The 18,448-nt window shown below is 72.1% G+C and carries 16 protein-coding genes and 1 pseudogene; 2 read left to right on the top strand and 15 right to left on the bottom strand.

The annotated features are described in order from the left end of the window. Positions 1-146: 146 nt before the first annotated feature. The 6 genes and pseudogenes from OCT49_RS04445 to OCT49_RS04470 form a co-directional block, all read right to left on the bottom strand. Positions 147-620 (bottom strand): Hsp20/alpha crystallin family protein, encoded by a 474-nt coding sequence (locus tag OCT49_RS04445; protein ID WP_283850591.1) that lies wholly within the window; start codon positions 618-620, stop codon positions 147-149. Positions 621-795: 175 nt separating this feature from the next. Continuing rightward, complete coding sequence (locus OCT49_RS04450; protein WP_283850592.1) at positions 796-1,482, bottom strand: DNA polymerase ligase N-terminal domain-containing protein; 687 nt, start codon at positions 1,480-1,482, stop codon at positions 796-798. Between the two features lie 69 nt (positions 1,483-1,551). After that, the gene (locus OCT49_RS04455) at positions 1,552-2,190 is read right to left on the bottom strand and encodes an endonuclease (protein WP_283850593.1); all 639 of its coding nucleotides are present in this window, start codon (positions 2,188-2,190) and stop codon (positions 1,552-1,554) included. A 202-nt stretch (positions 2,191-2,392) separates the two neighbouring features. After that, positions 2,393-2,753: pseudogene (locus tag OCT49_RS04460) on the bottom strand (6-pyruvoyl trahydropterin synthase family protein). A 336-nt stretch (positions 2,754-3,089) separates the two neighbouring features. Beyond that, the gene (locus tag OCT49_RS04465; RefSeq protein ID WP_283850594.1) at positions 3,090-6,272 is read right to left on the bottom strand and encodes a DEAD/DEAH box helicase; all 3,183 of its coding nucleotides are present in this window, start codon (positions 6,270-6,272) and stop codon (positions 3,090-3,092) included. 216 nt (positions 6,273-6,488) lie between these two features. Beyond that, positions 6,489-7,841: a C39 family peptidase gene (locus tag OCT49_RS04470; RefSeq protein WP_283850595.1), complete on the bottom strand. Its 1,353-nt coding sequence runs from the start codon at positions 7,839-7,841 to the stop codon at positions 6,489-6,491. Between the two features lie 187 nt (positions 7,842-8,028). Between OCT49_RS04470 and OCT49_RS04475 the strand changes: the two genes are divergently transcribed. Next, a complete protein-coding gene (locus tag OCT49_RS04475; protein WP_283850596.1) occupies positions 8,029-8,631 on the top strand; it encodes a nucleoside/nucleotide kinase family protein in 603 nt (200 codons plus the stop codon). A gap of 386 nt (positions 8,632-9,017) precedes the next feature. After that, positions 9,018-10,943 (top strand): AAA family ATPase, encoded by a 1,926-nt coding sequence (locus tag OCT49_RS04480; RefSeq protein ID WP_283850597.1) that lies wholly within the window; start codon positions 9,018-9,020, stop codon positions 10,941-10,943. Positions 10,944-10,979: 36 nt separating this feature from the next. On the opposite strand, the gene OCT49_RS04485 is transcribed toward OCT49_RS04480, so the two are convergent. The 9 genes from OCT49_RS04485 to OCT49_RS04525 form a co-directional block, all read right to left on the bottom strand. Then, the gene (locus OCT49_RS04485) at positions 10,980-12,077 is read right to left on the bottom strand and encodes a hemolysin family protein (RefSeq protein WP_283850598.1); all 1,098 of its coding nucleotides are present in this window, start codon (positions 12,075-12,077) and stop codon (positions 10,980-10,982) included. Then, a complete protein-coding gene (locus OCT49_RS04490; protein ID WP_283850599.1) occupies positions 12,074-13,450 on the bottom strand; it encodes a hemolysin family protein in 1,377 nt (458 codons plus the stop codon). Before OCT49_RS04490 ends, OCT49_RS04485 begins: the two co-directional genes overlap by 4 nt. 187 nt (positions 13,451-13,637) lie before the next feature. Next, entirely contained in the window at positions 13,638-14,102 is a 465-nt protein-coding gene (locus OCT49_RS04495; protein WP_283850600.1) for a PH domain-containing protein, read from the bottom strand. 55 nt (positions 14,103-14,157) lie between these two features. Continuing rightward, positions 14,158-15,006, bottom strand: a complete 849-nt coding sequence (hisG, locus tag OCT49_RS04500; protein ID WP_283850601.1) for an ATP phosphoribosyltransferase — start codon at positions 15,004-15,006, stop codon at positions 14,158-14,160. 65 nt (positions 15,007-15,071) lie between these two features. Continuing rightward, positions 15,072-15,344, bottom strand: coding sequence for a phosphoribosyl-ATP diphosphatase (locus OCT49_RS04505; protein WP_148833253.1), 273 nt, complete (start codon positions 15,342-15,344; stop codon positions 15,072-15,074). Positions 15,345-15,379: 35 nt separating this feature from the next. After that, a complete protein-coding gene (ribH, locus tag OCT49_RS04510; RefSeq protein WP_283850602.1) occupies positions 15,380-15,865 on the bottom strand; it encodes a 6,7-dimethyl-8-ribityllumazine synthase in 486 nt (161 codons plus the stop codon). Between the two features lie 28 nt (positions 15,866-15,893). Next, the gene (locus OCT49_RS04515) at positions 15,894-17,192 is read right to left on the bottom strand and encodes a bifunctional 3,4-dihydroxy-2-butanone-4-phosphate synthase/GTP cyclohydrolase II (protein ID WP_283850603.1); all 1,299 of its coding nucleotides are present in this window, start codon (positions 17,190-17,192) and stop codon (positions 15,894-15,896) included. Continuing rightward, positions 17,189-17,833: a nicotinamide mononucleotide transporter family protein gene (locus tag OCT49_RS04520; RefSeq protein WP_283850604.1), complete on the bottom strand. Its 645-nt coding sequence runs from the start codon at positions 17,831-17,833 to the stop codon at positions 17,189-17,191. Before OCT49_RS04520 ends, OCT49_RS04515 begins: the two co-directional genes overlap by 4 nt. Continuing rightward, positions 17,830-18,447, bottom strand: coding sequence for a riboflavin synthase (locus tag OCT49_RS04525; RefSeq protein WP_283850605.1), 618 nt, complete (start codon positions 18,445-18,447; stop codon positions 17,830-17,832). The genes OCT49_RS04520 and OCT49_RS04525 overlap by 4 nt, the downstream gene beginning before the upstream one ends. Position 18,448 lies beyond the last annotated feature (1 nt).

Here is an 18,448-nt window from a genome sequence, read left to right on the forward strand (position 1 = left end):
TTCCTGTCGTGCAGCGCGCCGCAGCCCGGCGGCCGGGAGGACGGCAAGGCCGGTGTGGGCCGTGTGGGGCAGGTCGGCCCCCGCCGTCGCCGGGGTCCGGGCCCGGGACGGCCGGTCCCGGCGGGCGGGGTGACGCAGTCGTGTGGTCAGCCTTCGATCTCGATGTGCCGAGGCCTGGTCCCCTGCGCCTTCGGGATGGTGACGGTCAGGACGCCCTCGCTGAGGTTCGCACGGACCTCGTCGGCCTTCACGTTGGTGGGCAGGGTCGCCCGGTACTCGAACCGCCCGGTGGGGCGTCCGCGGTGGCGGATCACGCCCTCACGCCCGCATTCCTTCATCTCTCCCGAGATGCACAGCTCGTTCTCGGACATCTCGACGTCGATGTCCTCGCGGCGGATGCCCGGCACCTCGCATTCGACCACGTATGACTCGTCGGTCTCGTGCAGGTCCGCCAGGGGAGCCCAGGCCATTGCCCCGGCCAGGGGCGACCTGGCCGCACTGGAACCCAGGTACTCGCTCATCCGCTCGAACAGTTCCTCCATGTCGGACGCCATCGGCTCCCGCCAGGGGAATCCACGCTCCATCAGGCTGCCGTGCCGGTGCCGTATGGGTAGCGTCATCGCGCTTCGCCTCCGCGCCTGATCGCAAAATCACCTGTTTCTTCCATGCTGATCCCCCTCGGCCCTGGCAGCGACTCGGGAGTGGCTCCCCCGTGCCGGTCCGCCCAGTCGGCCGGTCGGTCACCGTACGTGAAGGCCGGAGACCAGCTGCAAGCGATTGACCGGCCATCAGGTGTCAGGCGTCCTCAGCGACATCCTCCACCGTGCGGCCGGACCGCACCGACGCCGGCTGGGAACTCACAGGATTGCGACGGGCATCAGCCCCCGCATCGGAAACCTTCACCAGGATCCACCGCTCCTGCCCTCGCTGCCCCGTACGCGTCAGCGCGTAGCCGCCGTGGAGCTTCTCCCCCTCCAGCCACACCTTGATGTGCCCTTCGTCCACCCCCTTGGTCAGGGGAACCTTCTTGCCGTCGCGCTCGGTCAGGTTCCGGTACGTCCCCGTGTCCCAGACGATGACCGGCCCGGCGCCGTACTCGCCCTCCGGGATGACGCCTTCGAAGTCCAGGTAGCCCACGGGGTGGTCCTCGGTGCGCACGGCCAGGCGCTTCTCGCGCGGGTTGGTGGAGAGCCCCTTCGGTACGGCCCAGGACTTCAGCACGCCACCCGCCTCGAGCCGGAAGTCGTAGTGCAGGGAGGACGCGGCATGCTTCTGCACGACGAAGTGCCGCCTGCCCGCTCTGCGCGGGCTGCCGCCCATCGGCTCGGGCGTCCGGCCGGTATGCCGTTTGGAACGGTACTTCTCCAGTGAGTTCTCGGCCTTGCCGGGCATCGTCCATGACTCCTCTCGCACAGGAGTGGGCCAGAAGTGCCGCCGCTCGTCCCCGGTGAGGGCGATGGCGGCCACCGGTTCGGCTCCCACGTCCGCGCAACGCACCGTCCGTGCAACGCGCCGTCCGCGTAACGCACCACCCCCGTACCCGACATGCGTTCAGGCCGAAGCCGCGGAACGCACCTCCTCGGCCACCCGTTCGTCGAGGGCCGCTCGGACCAGTCCTGCGGCCAGTCGTGGCAGATCGGCGGCTTCCACGAGGGAGGCCAGTGTCCCGGGAGACGTGGACAGCCCGAGCCGCTCCGCCCCGTCCAGGGCCTTGCGGTCCAGGTAGGGGGAGAACTCCGGCCACAGCCCCTGGACCTCCCGCAGGAAGATGTTCACCCCGGTGGGACCGATGCCGGGGAACTCCCGCAGCAGCTTCTCGGGGTCCGTGCCCTCGCGCAGGCGGCGCAGGTCACCCTGGTAGCGCCCCAGCAACAGCTCTGCTCCGTCGCCGAGTTGGGTGGAGGTCCGCTCGTCGTAGCGGCGGTAGCCGCCCTCGCCGAGCGCGTCGACGCGCTGCTGCCAGGTGGCCTCCGCCATGCGTCGGGCATCGCGCATCCCGGCGGCGAACAACGCGCGGGCCGCCGCCACGGCGGTGTCCGCCCGGATCCGGGCGGACAGCAGCAACGAGAGGACCAGGAGCTGGTACAGCGGCGCAGGGGTGTTCCGCAGCCTGATGCCTGCCTGCGCGGCGTAGGTCCGGCCATGTCGATCGAGCAACGTCCGAACCACTGCCTCGTTCTTCTTGCCCATGACGCACCTGCTCCCACTGCCCCACCGGTTTCAGCTTCGCCCCGTGGCGTACGGCGTGCAAACCCTGCTGCCCGCCACTGACATTGCGACCGCCGGCCGCTTCGGCCCGGTGGGTGACCGCCGGCACCGACCCCTGGACCGGCGGGCCACCGGCATGGTGCGGCCCCACGACTGGCGGGGCGCGCCCGGCCTCGTCTCTCCGCTACGGTCGGTGGATCGCCCATGTCTTCGGTGTCTCGGACACCTTGACCGCGGTGAGTTCGGGCAGCTCGTCACGCCACTTTCCGAAGATCCGTTTCGCGAGATTCTCGGCAGAGGGGGTGATCCCCCATCGCCTCATTGAGGTGCCGGTGATCGAGGGTGTCGTCCATCCACTTCTTGAACACATCGAGATCGCGGTAGTCCCGCACGAACCCCGGAGGGGTCAGCTCGTGGTCCTGGGCCGGGAGTTCGAGGACGAGGATGTAGTTGTGACCGTGCATGCGGGCGCAGGGATGCCGACCCGGCAGTTCGTCGAGCACGTGGCTCGCGGAGAAGGGGAACTCCTTCGTGAGGGTGAACACGGCGACTTCCTCAACGCTTCGGATCAGCGAATTTGACGGAAGACGGTCTGCACAGGTTTCCGGACAGGCTGTCTTTCCGTGCTCAAGTCCGCACCAGTGGAGGAACCATGGCACCGGCACTCGCACCTGTCCCGCCCCCGCCCATTGCGCATCCCGGGCCAAGAGTGCCGTCCTGTCCGGCGAACCTCCGAACGGAACCGGCGATCGGTCCGAGTGGGCCGGGCGACGAGAGCAGCCGCTCGATGTGAAGGCGGGTGAGGGGCCGACATGAACGACATGACCGCCCGCCTCACCCACCGTTTGCGTGGTCCACTTGTGGCCCTGTGGCTGCCCCGGTCAGGCGCGCATCGCCGCGTACGCTCCGAGCCAGCCTGCCGCCAGCCGGTCGGCGCGGGTGAAAGCGGCGGCGCCGCAGCGCCCCGCCGACGGGTCGGCCGGGTCGGCGGGCGGCAGGAGCAGGGCGGTCTCCTCGCCGTCGGCGAGGTGCAGCACGGTGGTCGCACCGTTCCACAGGCGGATCACCGCTCCGGGCGGGGCCCATGCCCGGACCGTGTCGTTCTGGAGGGTGAGGCGGACGCCGGTGGCGCGCTCCGCGAGGAGGGCGCGGTAGCGGTCCGGGGGGAGGGCGCAGTCGCCCGGCGGGGTCGTGCCGTTCCAGTCGGGCGCCTCGATGTCACGGGCCCGGGCCGCGTGCCACATCCGGGGGACGAGGTCGGGCGCGAGCGGGGCCGTGGCCATGCGCTCGCACATCCAGAGCAGGCGTCCGGCTCCTCGGTGGGGGCCCAGGGTGCGCCATCGGATGCGCAGTGCGAGGTCGCCGGCGACGACGGCGACCCAGGGGTGGACGGTGCCGAGGGGGCCCTGCGCGCCGAGCCAGGCCAGATAGCGCTGGGCCTCCTCCAGGATGCCGGTCATGGAGGCCATGGGGATGCCGAGGACGTAGGCGGGCCGGCCGCGGAAGAGGTGCGGGCGGGTCGCCGCGAGCAGCAGGACCGCGCGGGCCAGGTCTCCGGCCTGTGGCCGCTGCTCGTCGTCGCCCGGCGCCAATTCCTCCGTCGAGCCCAGTCCCCAGGGGTCTTCCGGCTCGCCGTCCGCGCCCTCGGTCTCACGCAGGACCCGGCGAAGCGCCGTCTTCGCCCGCTCGGTGAACGGCGCCTGTTCGAGCACGGGAAGGCAGGTGCTCAGCAGGGTCGCGAGCAACTGCTCGGCGGCGAGCGGTTCTTCAGGCACCGGGGCCTGCCGCAGTGCCGTCGCCACCTCGTCGGCGATCACGGCATCCACCATGAAACGGCTGGTCAGCTTGCCCAGCGGACTGGGCTCCAGGCGGCCCTCGTCGGCAGCAGGTCGCAGACAGCCCACCTTGCCGAGGAACTGCGCCGCCTCGTGCAGCGGTTCGACGCTGTCGTGTCCCTGGTACGCGGCGAATGTTCCGGCCCACCAGCGCTCCGCCTCGTCGAGGGTGGACAGCCGCTCCTGCACGGCCTCGGCGAGGAGGTGGTCGGCCAGGTGCTCGTCGAGCCGTGAGCGTACGGTGTAGCCGGCGGCCAGCCGGGCCTGCCAGTGGGCCCGTTCGGCCGGGTCGGTGAGCAGGAACGCCCAGCCCTCGCGCTCTCCGGCGCCGATGCGTCCGGCGCGGCCGAACATCTGCTGGACCATCGACACCTCGACGCGGTCCAGGCCCAGGGTGGTGTCGCGGACGACCACCGCGCGGGCGGGGAGGTTGACGCCGGCCGCGACCGTGGAGGTGGCGACCAGGATCTCCGCCTCGCGGGCGCGGAAGGCCTGCTCGGCCTCCCGCTTGTACGGCCAGTCCCGGTAGTGCAGCCGTACACCGGCCTTGGTGCACAGGCGCTCCACCTCTTCGGCGTCGTCGGCGTCCACGCCGGCGGTGGGCACGCCCCGGTCGGCGGCCAGTGCGAGCGCCGTGGACCGCACCCCGCGCTTGCTGCCGCAGAAGACGAGGACGCTGCCGCCGTCCCCGGTGACCTGCCGGGCGATGCGCACGGCGGCCTCCGTGCGGACGGCGGCCCGCTTCGCCCAGTCCGCCTCGTCGGCCAGGGGCAGCAGGGGCAGTTGCCAGGTGAGCCGCGTGGGCCGCCAGGTGGTACGGACCAGGCGGGCGCCCAGCCACCGGGCGACCTCGTCCGCGTTGGCGACCGTCGCGGACAGGCCGACGATCCGGGTGGCCCCGCCGTCCTCCCGTACGCGGGCGAGCAGCGCCTCCAGGACGGCGCCGCGTGTCGGGTCGCCGAGCAGGTGGATCTCGTCGACGACCAGGCAGCCGACCTCCGCGAGTGCCTCCCGCAGCGAGCCCGCACGGCAGATCGCCTCGAACTTCTCGGTGGTGGCCACCCACACGTCGGCCGACCGGATCAGCTCCGTGTCCACCGCGGCCTCACCGGTCAGTCGCACCACCCGCAGCCCGCGGCTGCGCCACAGCTGGAGCTCGCGGTCGAGTTCGTCGGTGAGCGAGCGCTGCGGCACCAGCCAGGCCGCCTTGCGTCCGCGCGCATGCGCCTCCAGCGCCGCCACCATCCCGATGGGGGTCTTTCCCGCCCCCGTCGGCGCCACCACGACCAGGTGCCCGGTCTCCTCCAGCACCACCGGAACGGCGGCGGCCTGCACCGGGTTGAACGACGGGTGCGGCAGCAGCCCGGCCCACTCGGCCGGCACCAGCTCGTCCACGGGCACGTACGCGTCGCCGTCGCCGTCCGGCAGTTCCTCCAGCGCGTCCCACTGGGCGGCGAAGGCGTCCCGGGCCGCCACCGCCCAGGGCCCGGCGGCGGGTGCCGCACCGTCCGGGCCGACCGTGACCAGGTCCGTACGGCCGCCGGTGTCGTTGACCGTGCCGACCTCCCCGCCCTCCTCCCAGTACCGGCTGACGCGGCAGGGAATGTCCCGCTCCTTCAACCAGGTTCGCAGCGCCTCGTACTCCGGGCCGTCGGGAAGGATCACCCGCACGTCCTCGGCCGCCGTGAGCGTCGCGTCGGCCGGGCGCCACTCGGGATCGGCGACCTTGTACCACGCCAAGGCGCGCTGCTCGGTCCCGTCGGGCACGGCCAGATCCTCCGGCCACCCCGGACCGCGGTCCGCATGCGTCCCCGGACGCGGCTGGGCCGGCACCCTGACGATCGCCGTCACGGTGAGCCCCGGCCCGTCCGGGCAGGGCCCGGGCGGCACGGACGCCGGGCGGGGCCGGGTGGTCCGCCCGGCCTGGTGGGGCACGGCCTCGATCAGCTGGTCGTACCGTTTCACGCCGAGATCCGCCAGGGTGAAGGCGGTGGGACAGGCGGGGCAGACGAGCGCCGTGTACCGGTACGTGCGGCCCTGGGACTCGTACGGCCTGCGCAGGGCGTGCAGTTCGCCGTCGCACGCGGGGCAGCGGCGGTCGACGGTCTCCTCATGGCTCCACCCCGGCTCGGCGAACCGCGCCGGGAACTCTCCGCCCAGCGTGACTCCCCACCGCTCCCGTGCCAGGTCGGTGACGGACTTCGTCCTGCCGGAATCGTCACTGTGCATGATCCAACTGTGGCATCCCTTGATCACCACCCGTGAGCCGATCGCCAGATTCCCCCCCGATCAAGCCCCCGGCACGACTCGCCCCCTCCCTCGTTCGGGGCCGTCTCCGGCCCGTCCCTTGACGAGGAACTCGGCGCCGAGCCGCCGAATCGCCCGCCCGGAACGGCCGGGAGCGCTGCCGTCGGGTGGGCGGGGCGACCTCGGCGCCTCACGGGCTCACACCAGGTCGAACGACCTCAGGACGCGGCGCTGGGCCGGTGTCGGCCGGGCGGGCCAGTAGACGTAGCAGACCCCGCCCGTACCGCTTCTGACCTTGCCGTTCGCGTCGTAGCGCTTGGTGCGGAGCCAGATGTTCTCCCATTCCCGGCGCCGGTAGACCCGGCGCACGGCCTCGTTGTCCGGCGAGGCCGGGTCGTTGGCGATCACGTCGCCGTCCGCGGTGAAGCCGATCACGGTCATCAGGTGGCCGGACGTGCCGTACCCCGCCCCGGTCAGTTCCTCCTTGAGGAAGGACTGGGACGTGATGACCGGGATGCCCGCGCGGATCAGCGTCTCCACGTCCGTGAGCGAGGTCAGCCGGGTCACCGCCGCGCGCATGTCGTCGTACGTCGCGGCGTACGCGGCGTTGAACGGCCAGTTGCCGCAGCCCTCGTACTGGTAGTCGTAGGTGAACCGGGCGGCGTGGCAGACCTGCGGGTCGGCCAGTTCCGGCCTGACCCAGGCGAGGTCCTCGGCGGTGGGCCTGCGCCCCCAGTACTCGATGATCATCTGGGACGAGGTGGGGCTGCACCAGGCCTCGCCGCCGTTGTCGTACTCGGGGTACTCGCCCGCGTGGACGTTCTGCGAGTAGCGCGGCACCAGCAGCTCCCGGACCAGGCCGGGGGTGCTGGCCGGCACGGTGAAGCGGTCCGGGACGTCGGAGGCCATCGCCCCGAGCCGCCGGACGACGGGGGTGAGGCGGCTGCCCGGCGTGCGGTGGAGGGTGAGGCGCAGCCGGTACGCGGTCAGCCGCAGCCCGCTCGTCGCGTCGTCCACCGAGAGGGTGTCGGTCCAGACGGAGCTCTTGCCGTCGGTCTGGTCGTCGACGGACGTGCGGCGGATGTCCCCGTCGCCCGCGGCCCAGCGGCCCATCACGTACCAGGGGGTCCGCGTGGCGTCCGAGTAGTGGCCCTGCAGTTCGACCTGGATCCAGGTGCCCGCCGGGGTCTCGGCGTTCCAGGAGGCGATCACCTCGGTCGCCGGGACGGCGGACCGGTGGACCGGGGAGGTCCAGGTGGCGTACTCCCAGGAGGCGGTCGTGCCGGTGTGCGGGTCGGTGTAGTCGGTGCTTCCCTCGGCCCTGCCGATCACCAGACCGGGCCGGAGGCCGGACACGACGCGCGTCCCGGCGCCGCGGCCGGCGCGCCAGTCGGCGCAGGTGTGCCAGAAGTGGTTGTCCACGGTGGAGGCCGCCGAGGAGGTACGGGACGGGGTCGTGGAGCGCGCGGCGGCGGACGACACCGAGCCGGCGGTGGCCGCCACCGCGAGCGCGGCGGTCAGCACGGTCCTGCGTGAGGTCGGTCTGTTCATGGGCGAGACCCCCGGTCGTGGTCGTAGTCGTAGGCGGAATGGGGCTGCGGATGCACGACAGTGCGCCAACTATCTCGGGTCGCGGCCGGATTCGGCCAGTGATTCGACCGGCGTCGGCAAAGCAATATTGGTCTGGTCCACTGGCGTGACCTGCGCCTGTTCCGGAACGGCTCGTAGGCTGGTGCGCATGAACGCCCTCTCGCTCCTCGCCACGCGGCTGCCCGCCCTGGCGCCGTCCTGCGGCCCGGTGCGGCTGGTCGCCGTCGACGGCCACGCGGGGTCGGGGAAGAGCACCTTCGCCGCCCGACTGGCCGCCGCGCTCGGCGACGCCCCCGTCCTGCACCTGGACGACCTGGCCGCCCACGACTCCTTCTTCACCTGGACGGACCGGATGCGGGAACAGGTGACCGGGCCGCTGGAGCGCGGCGAATGCGCGCGCTACGCGCCGTACGACTGGACCGCGCGGCGGTTCGGGACGCCGCGCGTCCTGGAGCCGGCGCCGGTGGTCGTCGTCGAGGGGGTCGGGGCCGGGCGGCGGGCGCTGCGGCCGCATCTGGCGCGGCTCCTGTGGATGGACCTCGACGCCGCGGCGTCCTGGCGGCGCGGCCGCCACCGGGACGGCCCGGCGCTCTCGGACTTCTGGGACGAGTGGACGGCGGCCGAGACGGAGCACTTCTCGGCCGATCCTTCACGTCCTCACGCGGACACCCTGGTACGGCAGTTGCCCGTGGGATACGAGTTGCTGGAGGGACCTCGAACAGCAGCAGGAGCGAACCATTCCGTCACTTAGGGTGAGTGCACCGCATCCTCGTATCGAATGGTGAGAAAACCCCCCGGAAGTACCCCAACTCCGCTTGACCCGAGGGCGGTACAGGTCTTACGTTCTCAATGTGCGGCTTTTCGAAGCCCCCATGGACACGAAGCCCCCGGTTGTTCCCCCGTGATCGGGGGCTTCGTTCTGCTCCCGCACCTCTCCCCCGCCCCGGACCGACCCGTTCCGATCACCCTGGGTCACGGGCTTCCTTCCGCCTGCTGCGCCCTTAATCGCGCACTCCCTGCGCAGGTACGATGCCTCTCGGTGCGGTCAATTCCCGTCCGTGGCACATCGATTCGGCGCGCCCCGGCGAGCCGGTCGGGCGGCGGGACATCCCGGGGGCACGGTTTGTGGGGGGCCAGATGGACATCGGCACGCAGGGCGCTCAGGCCCCGGCCGACCTCGCCTGGCTGCGCGGCGTGGACGCCTACACCATGGGCGCCTATCCGCAGGCCGAGGAGGAATTCAGAACCGCGGTACGCCTCGACCCGGGCATGGCGGACGGCTGGCTCGGCCTCCACGCGCTGCGGGTCGACACGACGACGGCGCTGCTGCGCATGCACCGCCACCGCGAGCGCTTCGGCGAGCAGCGCACCCGGCACCGGCGCACGCTCAACTCCTGGTACTGGCTGGGCTGGTGGGTGCAACCGGTACTGGAGAGCCCGCGCGACCTGCTGCTCGCGCACGCCTCGCACTGGCTGGACGGCCGCCACGTCCCCGAGCTGGACCGGGCGCTCGCGGGCCTGCCGCCGGTGGACACCGACCCGCAGGTGCGCTTCCTGCACGCCTGCCGCTCGTACCTGGTCAAGGACTGGGAACAGCTCGTCCGCAACACCGATCAGCTGACGGACGATCCGCTGCTCGGCATCGAGGCGGGGCTGTTCGGCGGAATGGCCCGGGTGCGGCTGGAGATGTACGGGCAGGCCGAGCCGCTGCTCGCCACCGCCCTGATGCGCTGCCGCAGCGAGCAGCCCCAGCGCAAGGAGCTGCGCTACTGGCTGGCCCGCGCGTACGAGGGCACCGGCCGCAGCGCCGCCGCCCTGCCGCTCTACCGGGCGGTGCACCGGGTCGACCCGGCGTTCATGGACACCTCGGCGCGGCTGGCCGCGATCGCGGACTACGACGGTCTCGAGGGGGCCGAGGAGGTCTCCGGTCTGGCCGCCGTGTCCCTGGTGGGCACGGACAGCACCGTGTCGGGGACGGACGGCCCCGGGTCGGAGGCCCCGCCGGACGCCGATCCGCCGCCCGGCGCCGATCTGCTGGACGGCCGGGAGCTGCGGCCCGGCGGCGAGCCGTCGGGGCTCACGGGCCTCGGGGTGCCGCCGCCCGACGGGGCGCGGCGCAAGAGCGCGGTGCCCGGCCGGTCGCCGTCGCCCTTCCCGGCGGGGCCCAGCGATCCGGTGCTGCTCGCCGAGGCGCTGGCCGAGCTGGAGCGGATGGTGGGCCTGGAGCCGGTCAAGCGCCAGGTCAAGGCGTTGTCCGCGCAGCTGAACATGGCGCGGCTGCGGGCCGGGCAGGGGCTTCCCGTCCAGCCGCCGAAGCGCCACTTCGTCTTCTCGGGTCCTTCCGGCACCGGCAAGACCACGGTGGCGCGCATCCTGGGCCGGGTCTTCTACGCGCTGGGGCTGCTCGGCGGCGACCATCTGGTCGAGGCCCAACGGGCCGATATGGTGGGCGAGTTCCTCGGCCAGACCGCGGTCAAGGCCAATGAGCTGATCGACTCGGCGCTCGGTGGGGTGCTCTTCGTGGACGAGGCGTACAGCCTCTCCAACAGCGGCTACAGCAAGGGCGACGCGTACGGCGACGAGGCCCTCCAGGTCCTCCTCAAGCGGGCGGAGGACAACCGGGACCACCTGGTCGTCATCCTCGCCGGCTATCCGGAGGGCATGGACCGGCTGCTGGCCACCAACCCCGGGCTCTCCTCGCGCTTCACCACCCGGGTGGACTTCCCGAGCTACCGGCCGCCGGAGCTCACCTCGATCGGCGAGGTGCTGGCGGCGGAGAACGGCGACGTGTGGGACGAGGAGTCGCTCGACGAGCTGCGTTCCATCAGCGGCCACGTCGTCGAGCAGGGCTGGATCGACGAGCTGGGCAACGGACGGTTCCTGCGCACCCTGTACGAGAAGAGCTGCGCCTACCGGGACCTGCGGCTCTCCGGGTACACCGCCGTGCCGAGCCGGGACGACCTGGCCACGCTGCGGCTGCCGGACCTGATGCAGGCGTACGGCGAGGTGCTGTCCGGCCGGGGGCCGGTGGACCGGGGACAACAGGAGCCGCCGGCCCCGTGAGGGCGGCGGCTCCTGCTGTCCCTGCTCCGGGAACTCCTAGCGGGCCGACGTGGCGAGTTCGCCGGTGCCGGACGTCGTCCCCGCCGTCCGGCGGGGCACCGAGACCCGGTGGGCCGGGTCGCGCACCTCGCCGACGAGCATCTCCAGGACGTCCTCCATGGCGACCAGGCCGAGGATCCGGCCCGACCCGTCGGCGACCTGGGCCAGGTGGGTGGCCGCCCTGCGCATCACGGTCAGGGCGTCGTCCAGGGGCAGTTCGGCCCGCACCGTCGCCATCGGGCGCCACACCTGCTGGGGGACGGCCCGTTCGCCGTCCTCCAGGTCCAGGACGTCCTTGACGTGCAGATAGCCCATGAAGGGGCCGCCGCCCTCCGCGCACACCGGGAAGCGCGAGTAGCCGGTGCGCACGGTCAGCTCCTCGATCCGGCGCGGGGTGACGGACGGGTCCACCGTCACCAGGGAGGCCCGCTTGAGCAGCACGTCGGTGACGGGTCTGCTGCCCAGTTCCAGCGCGTCCTCCAGCCGCTCCTGGGCCTCCGGCTCCAGCAGCCCGGCCTGGCCGGAGTCCTCGACGAGGCGGTTGAGCTGCTCGCTGGTGAAGACGGCCTCCACCTCGTCCTTGGGCTCCACGCCGAACAGCCGGAGCACCAGCCGGGCGCAGGCGCCCAGCGCGGAGGTGACCGGCCGGCACAGGCGGGCGAAGCCCACCAGGCCGGGGCTGAGCCAGAGCGCGGTCCGCTCCGGCGCCGCCATCGCGAGGTTCTTCGGGACCATCTCGCCGATGACGAGGTGGAGGAAGATCACGAGGGCGAGCGCCAGGACGTAGCCGAGCGGGTGGATGAGCCCCTCGGGCAGGTGGACCGCGTGGAAGACCGGCTCCAGCAGACGGGCGACGGTCGGTTCGGCGACGGCGCCGAGGGTCAGCGAGCAGACGGTGATGCCGAACTGGGCGGCGGCCATCATCTGCGGCAGGTTCTCCAGGCCGTACAGCACCTTGTGGGCACGGCCCGACCCGGCCGCCGCGAGGGGTTCGACCTGGCTGCGCCGTACGGACACGAGGGCGAACTCCGCACCGACGAAGAAGCCGTTCGCCAGCACGAGGAACCCCGCGAGGAGCAACTGGACCACGCTCATCGCACGGCCTCCAGGACCTCGTGGGTCACCGGTGCCCCGGTGACGGGGACGGTGACCGGGGCGGCCGTGGTGCGCACGAAGCGGACCCGCTCGGCGCGGTAGTGGCCGACCTGGCGGACGGAGAGCCGCCAGCCGGGCAGTTCGGCCCGGTCGCCGGGGGCCGGGATGCGGCCCAGCAGATCGGCGACGAGCCCGGCCACGGTCTCGTACGGGCCGTCGGGGACGTCGAGCCCTATCCGGCGCAGGCTCAGGACGCGGCAGCTGCCCTCGACGTCCCAGGCCGGGCGGCCTTCCTCGGGGGCGGCGGGGACCAGTTCGGGCCGGTCGGCGCCCTCGGCGTCGTGCTCGTCGCGGACCTCTCCGACGAGTTCCTCGATGATGTCCTCCAGGGTGACGACGCCGGCGGTGCCGCCGTACTCGTCGACCACGACGGCGATCGGCTGCTCGTTGCGCAGCCGCTGGAGCAGCTGCTCGACGGGGAGGGTCTCGGGGACCAGCAGCGGCAGCACGGCGATCCGGCCCGCCGGGGTGCGCAGCCGGTCGGCGGCGGGCACGGCGAGCGCGTCCTTGAGGTGGACCATGCCGACGACCTCGTCGATGCGCTCCCGGTAGACCGGGAAGCGGGAGAGGCCGGTGGCGCGGGTGAGGTTGAGGACGTCCGCCGCGGTCGCCGAGGACTGCAGGGCGCTGACCTTCACCCGGGGGGTCATGACGTGCTGGGCGGTGAGCCCGGCGAGCGACAGGGTCCGTACGAAGAGGTCCGCGGTGTCCTGTTCGAGAGTGCCGGCCTCGGCCGAGTGCCGGGCCAGGGAGACCAGCTCACCGGGGGTGCGGGCGGAGGCCAGTTCCTCGGTGGGTTCCACGCCCAGCAGCCGCACCAGCCGGTTGGCCACGGTGTTCAGCAGGCTGATCACCGGCCGGAACACGGCGGAGAAACGGTGCTGGGGGCCGGCGACGAACCGGGCGACCTGGAGCGGCCGGGAGACCGCCCAGTTCTTGGGCACGAGTTCGCCGATCACCATCTGGACGGCGGAGGCCACCAGCATCCCGATGACCACGCTGATGCCGGGGACGGCACCGTCGGGCAGTCCGGTCGCGGTGAGGGGGCCGTCCAGCAACTGGGCGAGTGCCGGTTCGGCGAGCATGCCGACGACCAGTGAGGTGATGGTGATGCCCAGCTGGGTGCCGGAGAGCTGGAAGGAGAGTTCGCGCAGGGCTTCGACGACGGTACGGGCCCGCCGGTCGCCCTCGGCGGCGGCGCGCTCGGCGTCCGGCCGCTCCACGGTGACGAGGCCGAACTCGGCCGCCACGAAGAATCCGTTGGCGAGGATGAGAAGGAATGCCGCGCTCAGCAGCAGCAAGGGGGTGGTCATGCCGCCGCCTCCGGGGAGGGGGCGGCGCAGGTACTACCGGACGATCCGTCCATTGCTGGAAGGAGTCACTCCTCGGGTCGAAGGAAAGCCCCGCCGGTCCTGAGGACCTTCCGGTGCGGGGCGGGGGCGCACAGGGGCGCCGCCGTCCTCCAGAGTAATCAAGAAGAGCCCGCGCGGGGCAGGGGGCTCAGCCGATGTCCTTGCCGGTGCCGCGGCTCTCGGCGAGGGCCCGCAGCGCGCGGGCGTCCCGGATGGCCTGCTGTTTGGCGATGCCCGGCTGGATGCCGAGGGCGGGCATGCTCGTCCCGTCGCTGAGGTCGAGGAAGACCCAGGGGTCGCCGGCGCGCAGGTTGACGCGGAGGATCTCCGCCCAGGACAGCCGGCGCGTCCGGGTGAGGTTGACCACCGTCACCCCGTCCTCGTCCGCGACCACCTTCGGGCGGCTGAGCAGGGCGAGCACGCCGAGGAACAGCAGCGCGGTGAAGACGAAGCTGATCCGTTCGCCCCCGCTCAGCCGTTCCAGTGTCAGGGCGACGGCGGTGATCACGAGGAACATCACCGCCCCCACGGTCAGCAGGACCACCCGGGTCAGGGTCGGCCGGAACGTGACCGGGAGGGTGGGGAGTTCGGGCCGGGGCGCAGGGGCGGACATGATGTTCTTCCGTCTTCCGGGGGCTGTTCGGCTGTCTTCCGGGGACGCCGGGCCGTCAGAGGCGGCAGGCGTGGATGGCGGTGGTGAGGATGGCGCGGGCGCCGAGGTCGTACAGGTCGTCCATGATCCGCTGTGCCTCCCGGGCGGCGACCATGGAACGGACGGCGACCCAGCCCTCGTGGTGCAGCGGGGAGATGGTCGGCGACTCCAGGCCCGGGGTGAGGGCGACCGCGCGCTCGAGGTGCTCGACGCGGCAGTCGTAGTCCATCATCACGTAGGAGCGGGCGACCAGGACGCCCTGGAGGCGGCGGAGGAACTGCTGGACCTTGGGGTCGTCCTCCGGGGCGCCGGCCCGGCGGATGACGACGGCCTCCGACCTCATGATCGGCTCGCCGACGACTTCGAGGCCGGCGTTGCGCAGGCTGGTGCCGGTCTCCACGACATCGGCGATGACCTGGGCGACACCGAGTTCGATGGCGGTCTCGACCGCGCCGTCGAGGTGGACGACGGAGGCGTTGATGCCGGCGTCGGCGAGGTGCTTGGCGACGATGCCCTCGTAGGAGGTGGCGATCGTCTTGCCGTCGAAGTCCTGCGGGCCCTGGGCCGTGCCGGGCCTGGTGGCGTAGCGGAAGGTGGAGCGGGCGAAGCCGAGCTGGAGGATCTCCTCGGCGTCGGCCCCGGAGTCGAGCAGCAGGTCGCGGCCGGTGATGCCGATGTCGAGGCGGCCGGAGCTGACGTAGATCGCGATGTCGCGGGGGCGCAGGTAGAAGAACTCGACCTCGTTCTCGGGGTCGACGAGGACGAGTTCCTTGGACTCCTTGCGCTGCTGGTACCCGGCCTCATGGAGCATCGCCATCGCAGGCCCGGAGAGTGAACCCTTGTTGGGGACGGCGATGCGCAGCATGAGGTCGGCTTCCTTTGCGGGGAGGGGTGCGGGATGCGGAAGGGGCGGGTGGTGCGGGGTTCTGCTCAGAGGTGGGCGTAGACGTCGTCGAGCGAGATCCCGCGGGCGACCATCATCACCTGGACGTGGTACAGAAGCTGGGAGATTTCCTCGGCGGCGGCGTCCTTGCTCTCGTGCTCGGCGGCCATCCAGACTTCGGCGGCCTCCTCGACGACCTTCTTGCCGATGGCATGGACGCCCTTGCCCACCAGTTCGGCGGTGCGGGAGGTGGAGGGGTCGCCGTTGGCGGCCTTGAGCTGCAGCTCGGCGAAGAGCTCTTCGAAGGTTTTGTTCGCCATGATGGTTCTTAGCCTACGGGGTCGGCGCGCCCCGCTCAGCGCCAGGGCTCGCTGACGGTGCGCAGCGTGGCGGCGGTGGCGACGGCCGCGGTGACCGCTTCGTGGCCCTTGTCCTCGTGGGAGCCCTCGAGGCCGGCCCGGTCGAGCGCCTGCTCCTCGGTGTCGCAGGTGAGCACCCCGAAGCCGACGGGCACCCCGGTGTCGACGGCGACCTGGGTGAGGCCGTTGGTGACGCCCTGGGATACGTACTCGAAGTGGGGGGTGCCGCCGCGGATGATGACGCCGAGGGCGACGACCGCGTCGTAGCCGCGGCCCGCGAGGACCTTGGCGACGACCGGGAGCTCGAAACTGCCGGGGACCCGGAGCAGGGTCGGCTCGTCGATGCCGAGCTCGTGCAGGGCGCGCAGCGCGCCGTCGACGAGTCCGTCCATGACCTTCTCGTGCCACTGCGCGGCGACGACCGCCACGCGCAGGTCACCGCAGTTGCGTACGGACAGTTCGGGTGCGCCCTTGCCGCTCATGTCTCTCCTTCGTTCGTTTCCGTGATCGTCACTGGTTGCCGCAGGTCGACACCGTGGCGGTGTCGAGCCAGGGCAGGTCGTGCCCCATGCGGTCGCGCTTGGTGCGCAGGTAGCGCAGATTGTGCTCGCCCGCCTGGACGGGCATCGGCTCGCGGCCGGTGACGGCCAGTCCGTGTCGCAGGATCGCGGCCGTCTTGTCGGGGTTGTTGGTCATCAGCCGGAGGCTGCGGACGCCGAGGTCCTTGAGGATCTGGGCGCCGGCCGCGTAGTCGCGGGCGTCGGCGGGCAGGCCGAGTTCCAGGTTGGCGTCGAGGGTGTCGCTGCCGCGTTCCTGGAGTTCGTAGGCGCGCAGTTTGGACAGCAGGCCGATGCCCCGGCCCTCGTGGCCGCGCAGGTAGACGACGACGCCGCGGCCCTCCTCGGTGATCCGGCGCATGGAGGCGTGCAGCTGGGGGCCGCAGTCGCAGCGCTGGGACTGGAAGATGTCGCCGGTCAGGCACTCGGAGTGGACCCGGACCAGGATGTCGTCGCCGTCGCCGAGGTCGCCGTGGACGAGTGCGACGTGCTCGACGCCGTCGGTCGCGGAGCGGTAGCCGTAGGCGGTGAACGGGCCGAAGCCGGTCGGCAGCCGCACCTCGGCCTCGCGGCGCACGGTCGGTTCCGAACTGCGGCGGTAGGCGATCAGGTCCTCGATGGAGATGATCGTGAGGCCGTGCTTGCGGGCGAACGGGATCAGCTGCGGCAGTCGCAGCATCACGCCGTCCTCGCCGGCGATCTCGACGATGGCGCCGGCGGGCCGCAGTCCGGCGAGCCGGGCGAGGTCGACGGCGGCCTCGGTGTGGCCGTTGCGCACCAGTACGCCGCCGGAGCGGGCGCGGAGCGGGAAGACGTGGCCGGGCCGTACGAAGTCGGCGGGTCCGGCCTCGCCGCCCGCCAGCAGCCGGAGGGTGGTGGCCCGGTCGGCGGCGGAGATGCCGGTGGTCACGCCGTGTGCCGCCGAGGCGTCGACGGAGACGGTGAACGCGGTCCGCATCGACTCGGTGTTGTGGCCGACCATCTGCGGGAGCTCGAGCCGTTCCAGCTCGTCGTTCTCCATGGGGGCACAGATCAGGCCGCGGCACTCGCTCATCATGAACGCGACGATCTCGGGGGTGGCCTTCTCGGCGGCGATGACGAGGTCGCCCTCGTTCTCCCGGTCCTCGTCGTCGACGACCACGACGGGCCGGCCGGCGGCGATGTCACGGATCGCCTGTTCGACGGGGTCGAGCGAGAGGTCCTCCAGCTCCCTCCCGCGGTCCGGGTGCAGCCAGGTGGGCTGGGCAGTCATGCCGTGGCTCCTTCCAGAGCGGGTGTACGCGAACGCAGCCACCAGTCGCGCATGCCCCACAGGACGAGGGCGCCGTACACGACGTAGATGAGGCCGGAGAAGGCGAGGCCGCTGTGGAAGTTCAGCGGTACGCCGACCAGGTCGACCAGCAGCCAGGCGAACCAGAACTCGACCATGCCGCGGGCCTGGGCGAGCATCGCGACGAGGGTGCCCGCGAAGATGTACGCGTCCGCCCACGGGCTCCAGGACAGCGAGGGGAACGCGGTGAACAGGCCGCCGACCGCGAGGGTGCCGAGCACGGCGCCGCCCAGCAGGTAGCCGCGCTCGCGCCAGGTGGCGAACCGTACGGCGATGGAGCCGTCCTGGGCCTGCTGCCTGCCCCGGGTCCACTGCTGCCAGCCCCAGACGGCCACGGCGATGACGACGACCTGCTTGCCGACGCTGCCCGCCTGCTGCACGGAGGCGTTGGCCGCGACGAGGACGACGCCGGACAGGAGCTGGGCGGGCCAGGTCCAGACCGAGCGGAGCCAGCCCAGGGTCAGGGCGAGCAGACCGATGGTGTTGCCGATCATGTCGGACCAGATGATGTGCTGCCCGAGGACGGTGAACGCCTCCGAGTTCAGCCAGTTCAGGGCGGTCACCGCACCGGCTCCTCGGGCTCCTGCGCGGTGTGGCCGAGCAGCCGCTCGACGTACTTCGCGATGACGTCCACCTCCAGGTTGACCGGGTCGCCGGGCTCCTTGATGCCGAGCGTGGTCAGGGCGAGGGTGGTGGGGATGAGGCTGATGGTGAAGTAGTCGGGTCCGGCGTCCACCACGGTGAGGCTGACGCCGTCGACGGTGATCGATCCCTTCTCGACCACGTAGCGGCTCAGGTGCGCGGGGAGGGAGACCTTCACGATCTCCCAGTTCTCGGAGATCCGGCGCTCGACGATGCGGCCGGTGCCGTCGACGTGGCCCTGGACGATGTGTCCGCCGAGCCGGCCGCCGACCGCCATGGGGCGCTCCAGGTTGACCCGGGAGCCCGTGTCCAGGGCGCCGAGGCTGGACCGGTTCAGGGTCTCGGCCATCACGTCGGCGGTGAACTCGCCGTCGCCGAGGTCGACGACGGTGAGGCAGACGCCGTTGACGGCGATGGAGTCGCCGTGCTTGGCGCCCTCGGTGACCACGGGGCCGCGCAGGCGGAAGCGGGAGGCGTCGTCGAGCTTCTCGACGGCGGTGACCTCACCCAGTTCTTCGACAATTCCGGTGAACAAC

Source organism: Streptomyces sp. ML-6 (genome assembly GCF_030116705.1).
In the GTDB taxonomy this organism is placed as follows: domain Bacteria; phylum Actinomycetota; class Actinomycetes; order Streptomycetales; family Streptomycetaceae; genus Streptomyces.

Bases quoted from the DNA above. Each gene is read 5' to 3' on its own strand.
- OCT49_RS04505 (WP_148833253.1), bottom strand. From the start codon at position 15,344: ATGGCGAACAAAACCTTCGAAGAGCTCTTCGCCGAGCTGCAGCTCAAG.
- ribH (WP_283850602.1), bottom strand. From the start codon at position 15,865: ATGAGCGGCAAGGGCGCACCCGAACTGTCCGTACGCAACTGCGGTGAC.
- OCT49_RS04455 (WP_283850593.1), bottom strand. From the start codon at position 2,190: ATGGGCAAGAAGAACGAGGCAGTGGTTCGGACGTTGCTCGATCGACAT.
- OCT49_RS04475 (WP_283850596.1), top strand. From the start codon at position 8,029: ATGAACGCCCTCTCGCTCCTCGCCACGCGGCTGCCCGCCCTGGCGCCG.
- OCT49_RS04445 (WP_283850591.1), bottom strand. From the start codon at position 620: ATGACGCTACCCATACGGCACCGGCACGGCAGCCTGATGGAGCGTGGA.
- OCT49_RS04465 (WP_283850594.1), bottom strand. From the start codon at position 6,272: ATGCACAGTGACGATTCCGGCAGGACGAAGTCCGTCACCGACCTGGCA.
- OCT49_RS04480 (WP_283850597.1), top strand. From the start codon at position 9,018: ATGGACATCGGCACGCAGGGCGCTCAGGCCCCGGCCGACCTCGCCTGG.
- OCT49_RS04495 (WP_283850600.1), bottom strand. From the start codon at position 14,102: ATGTCCGCCCCTGCGCCCCGGCCCGAACTCCCCACCCTCCCGGTCACG.
- hisG (WP_283850601.1), bottom strand. From the start codon at position 15,006: ATGCTGCGCATCGCCGTCCCCAACAAGGGTTCACTCTCCGGGCCTGCG.
- OCT49_RS04485 (WP_283850598.1), bottom strand. From the start codon at position 12,077: ATGAGCGTGGTCCAGTTGCTCCTCGCGGGGTTCCTCGTGCTGGCGAAC.
- OCT49_RS04490 (WP_283850599.1), bottom strand. From the start codon at position 13,450: ATGACCACCCCCTTGCTGCTGCTGAGCGCGGCATTCCTTCTCATCCTC.
- OCT49_RS04515 (WP_283850603.1), bottom strand. From the start codon at position 17,192: ATGACTGCCCAGCCCACCTGGCTGCACCCGGACCGCGGGAGGGAGCTG.
- OCT49_RS04470 (WP_283850595.1), bottom strand. From the start codon at position 7,841: ATGAACAGACCGACCTCACGCAGGACCGTGCTGACCGCCGCGCTCGCG.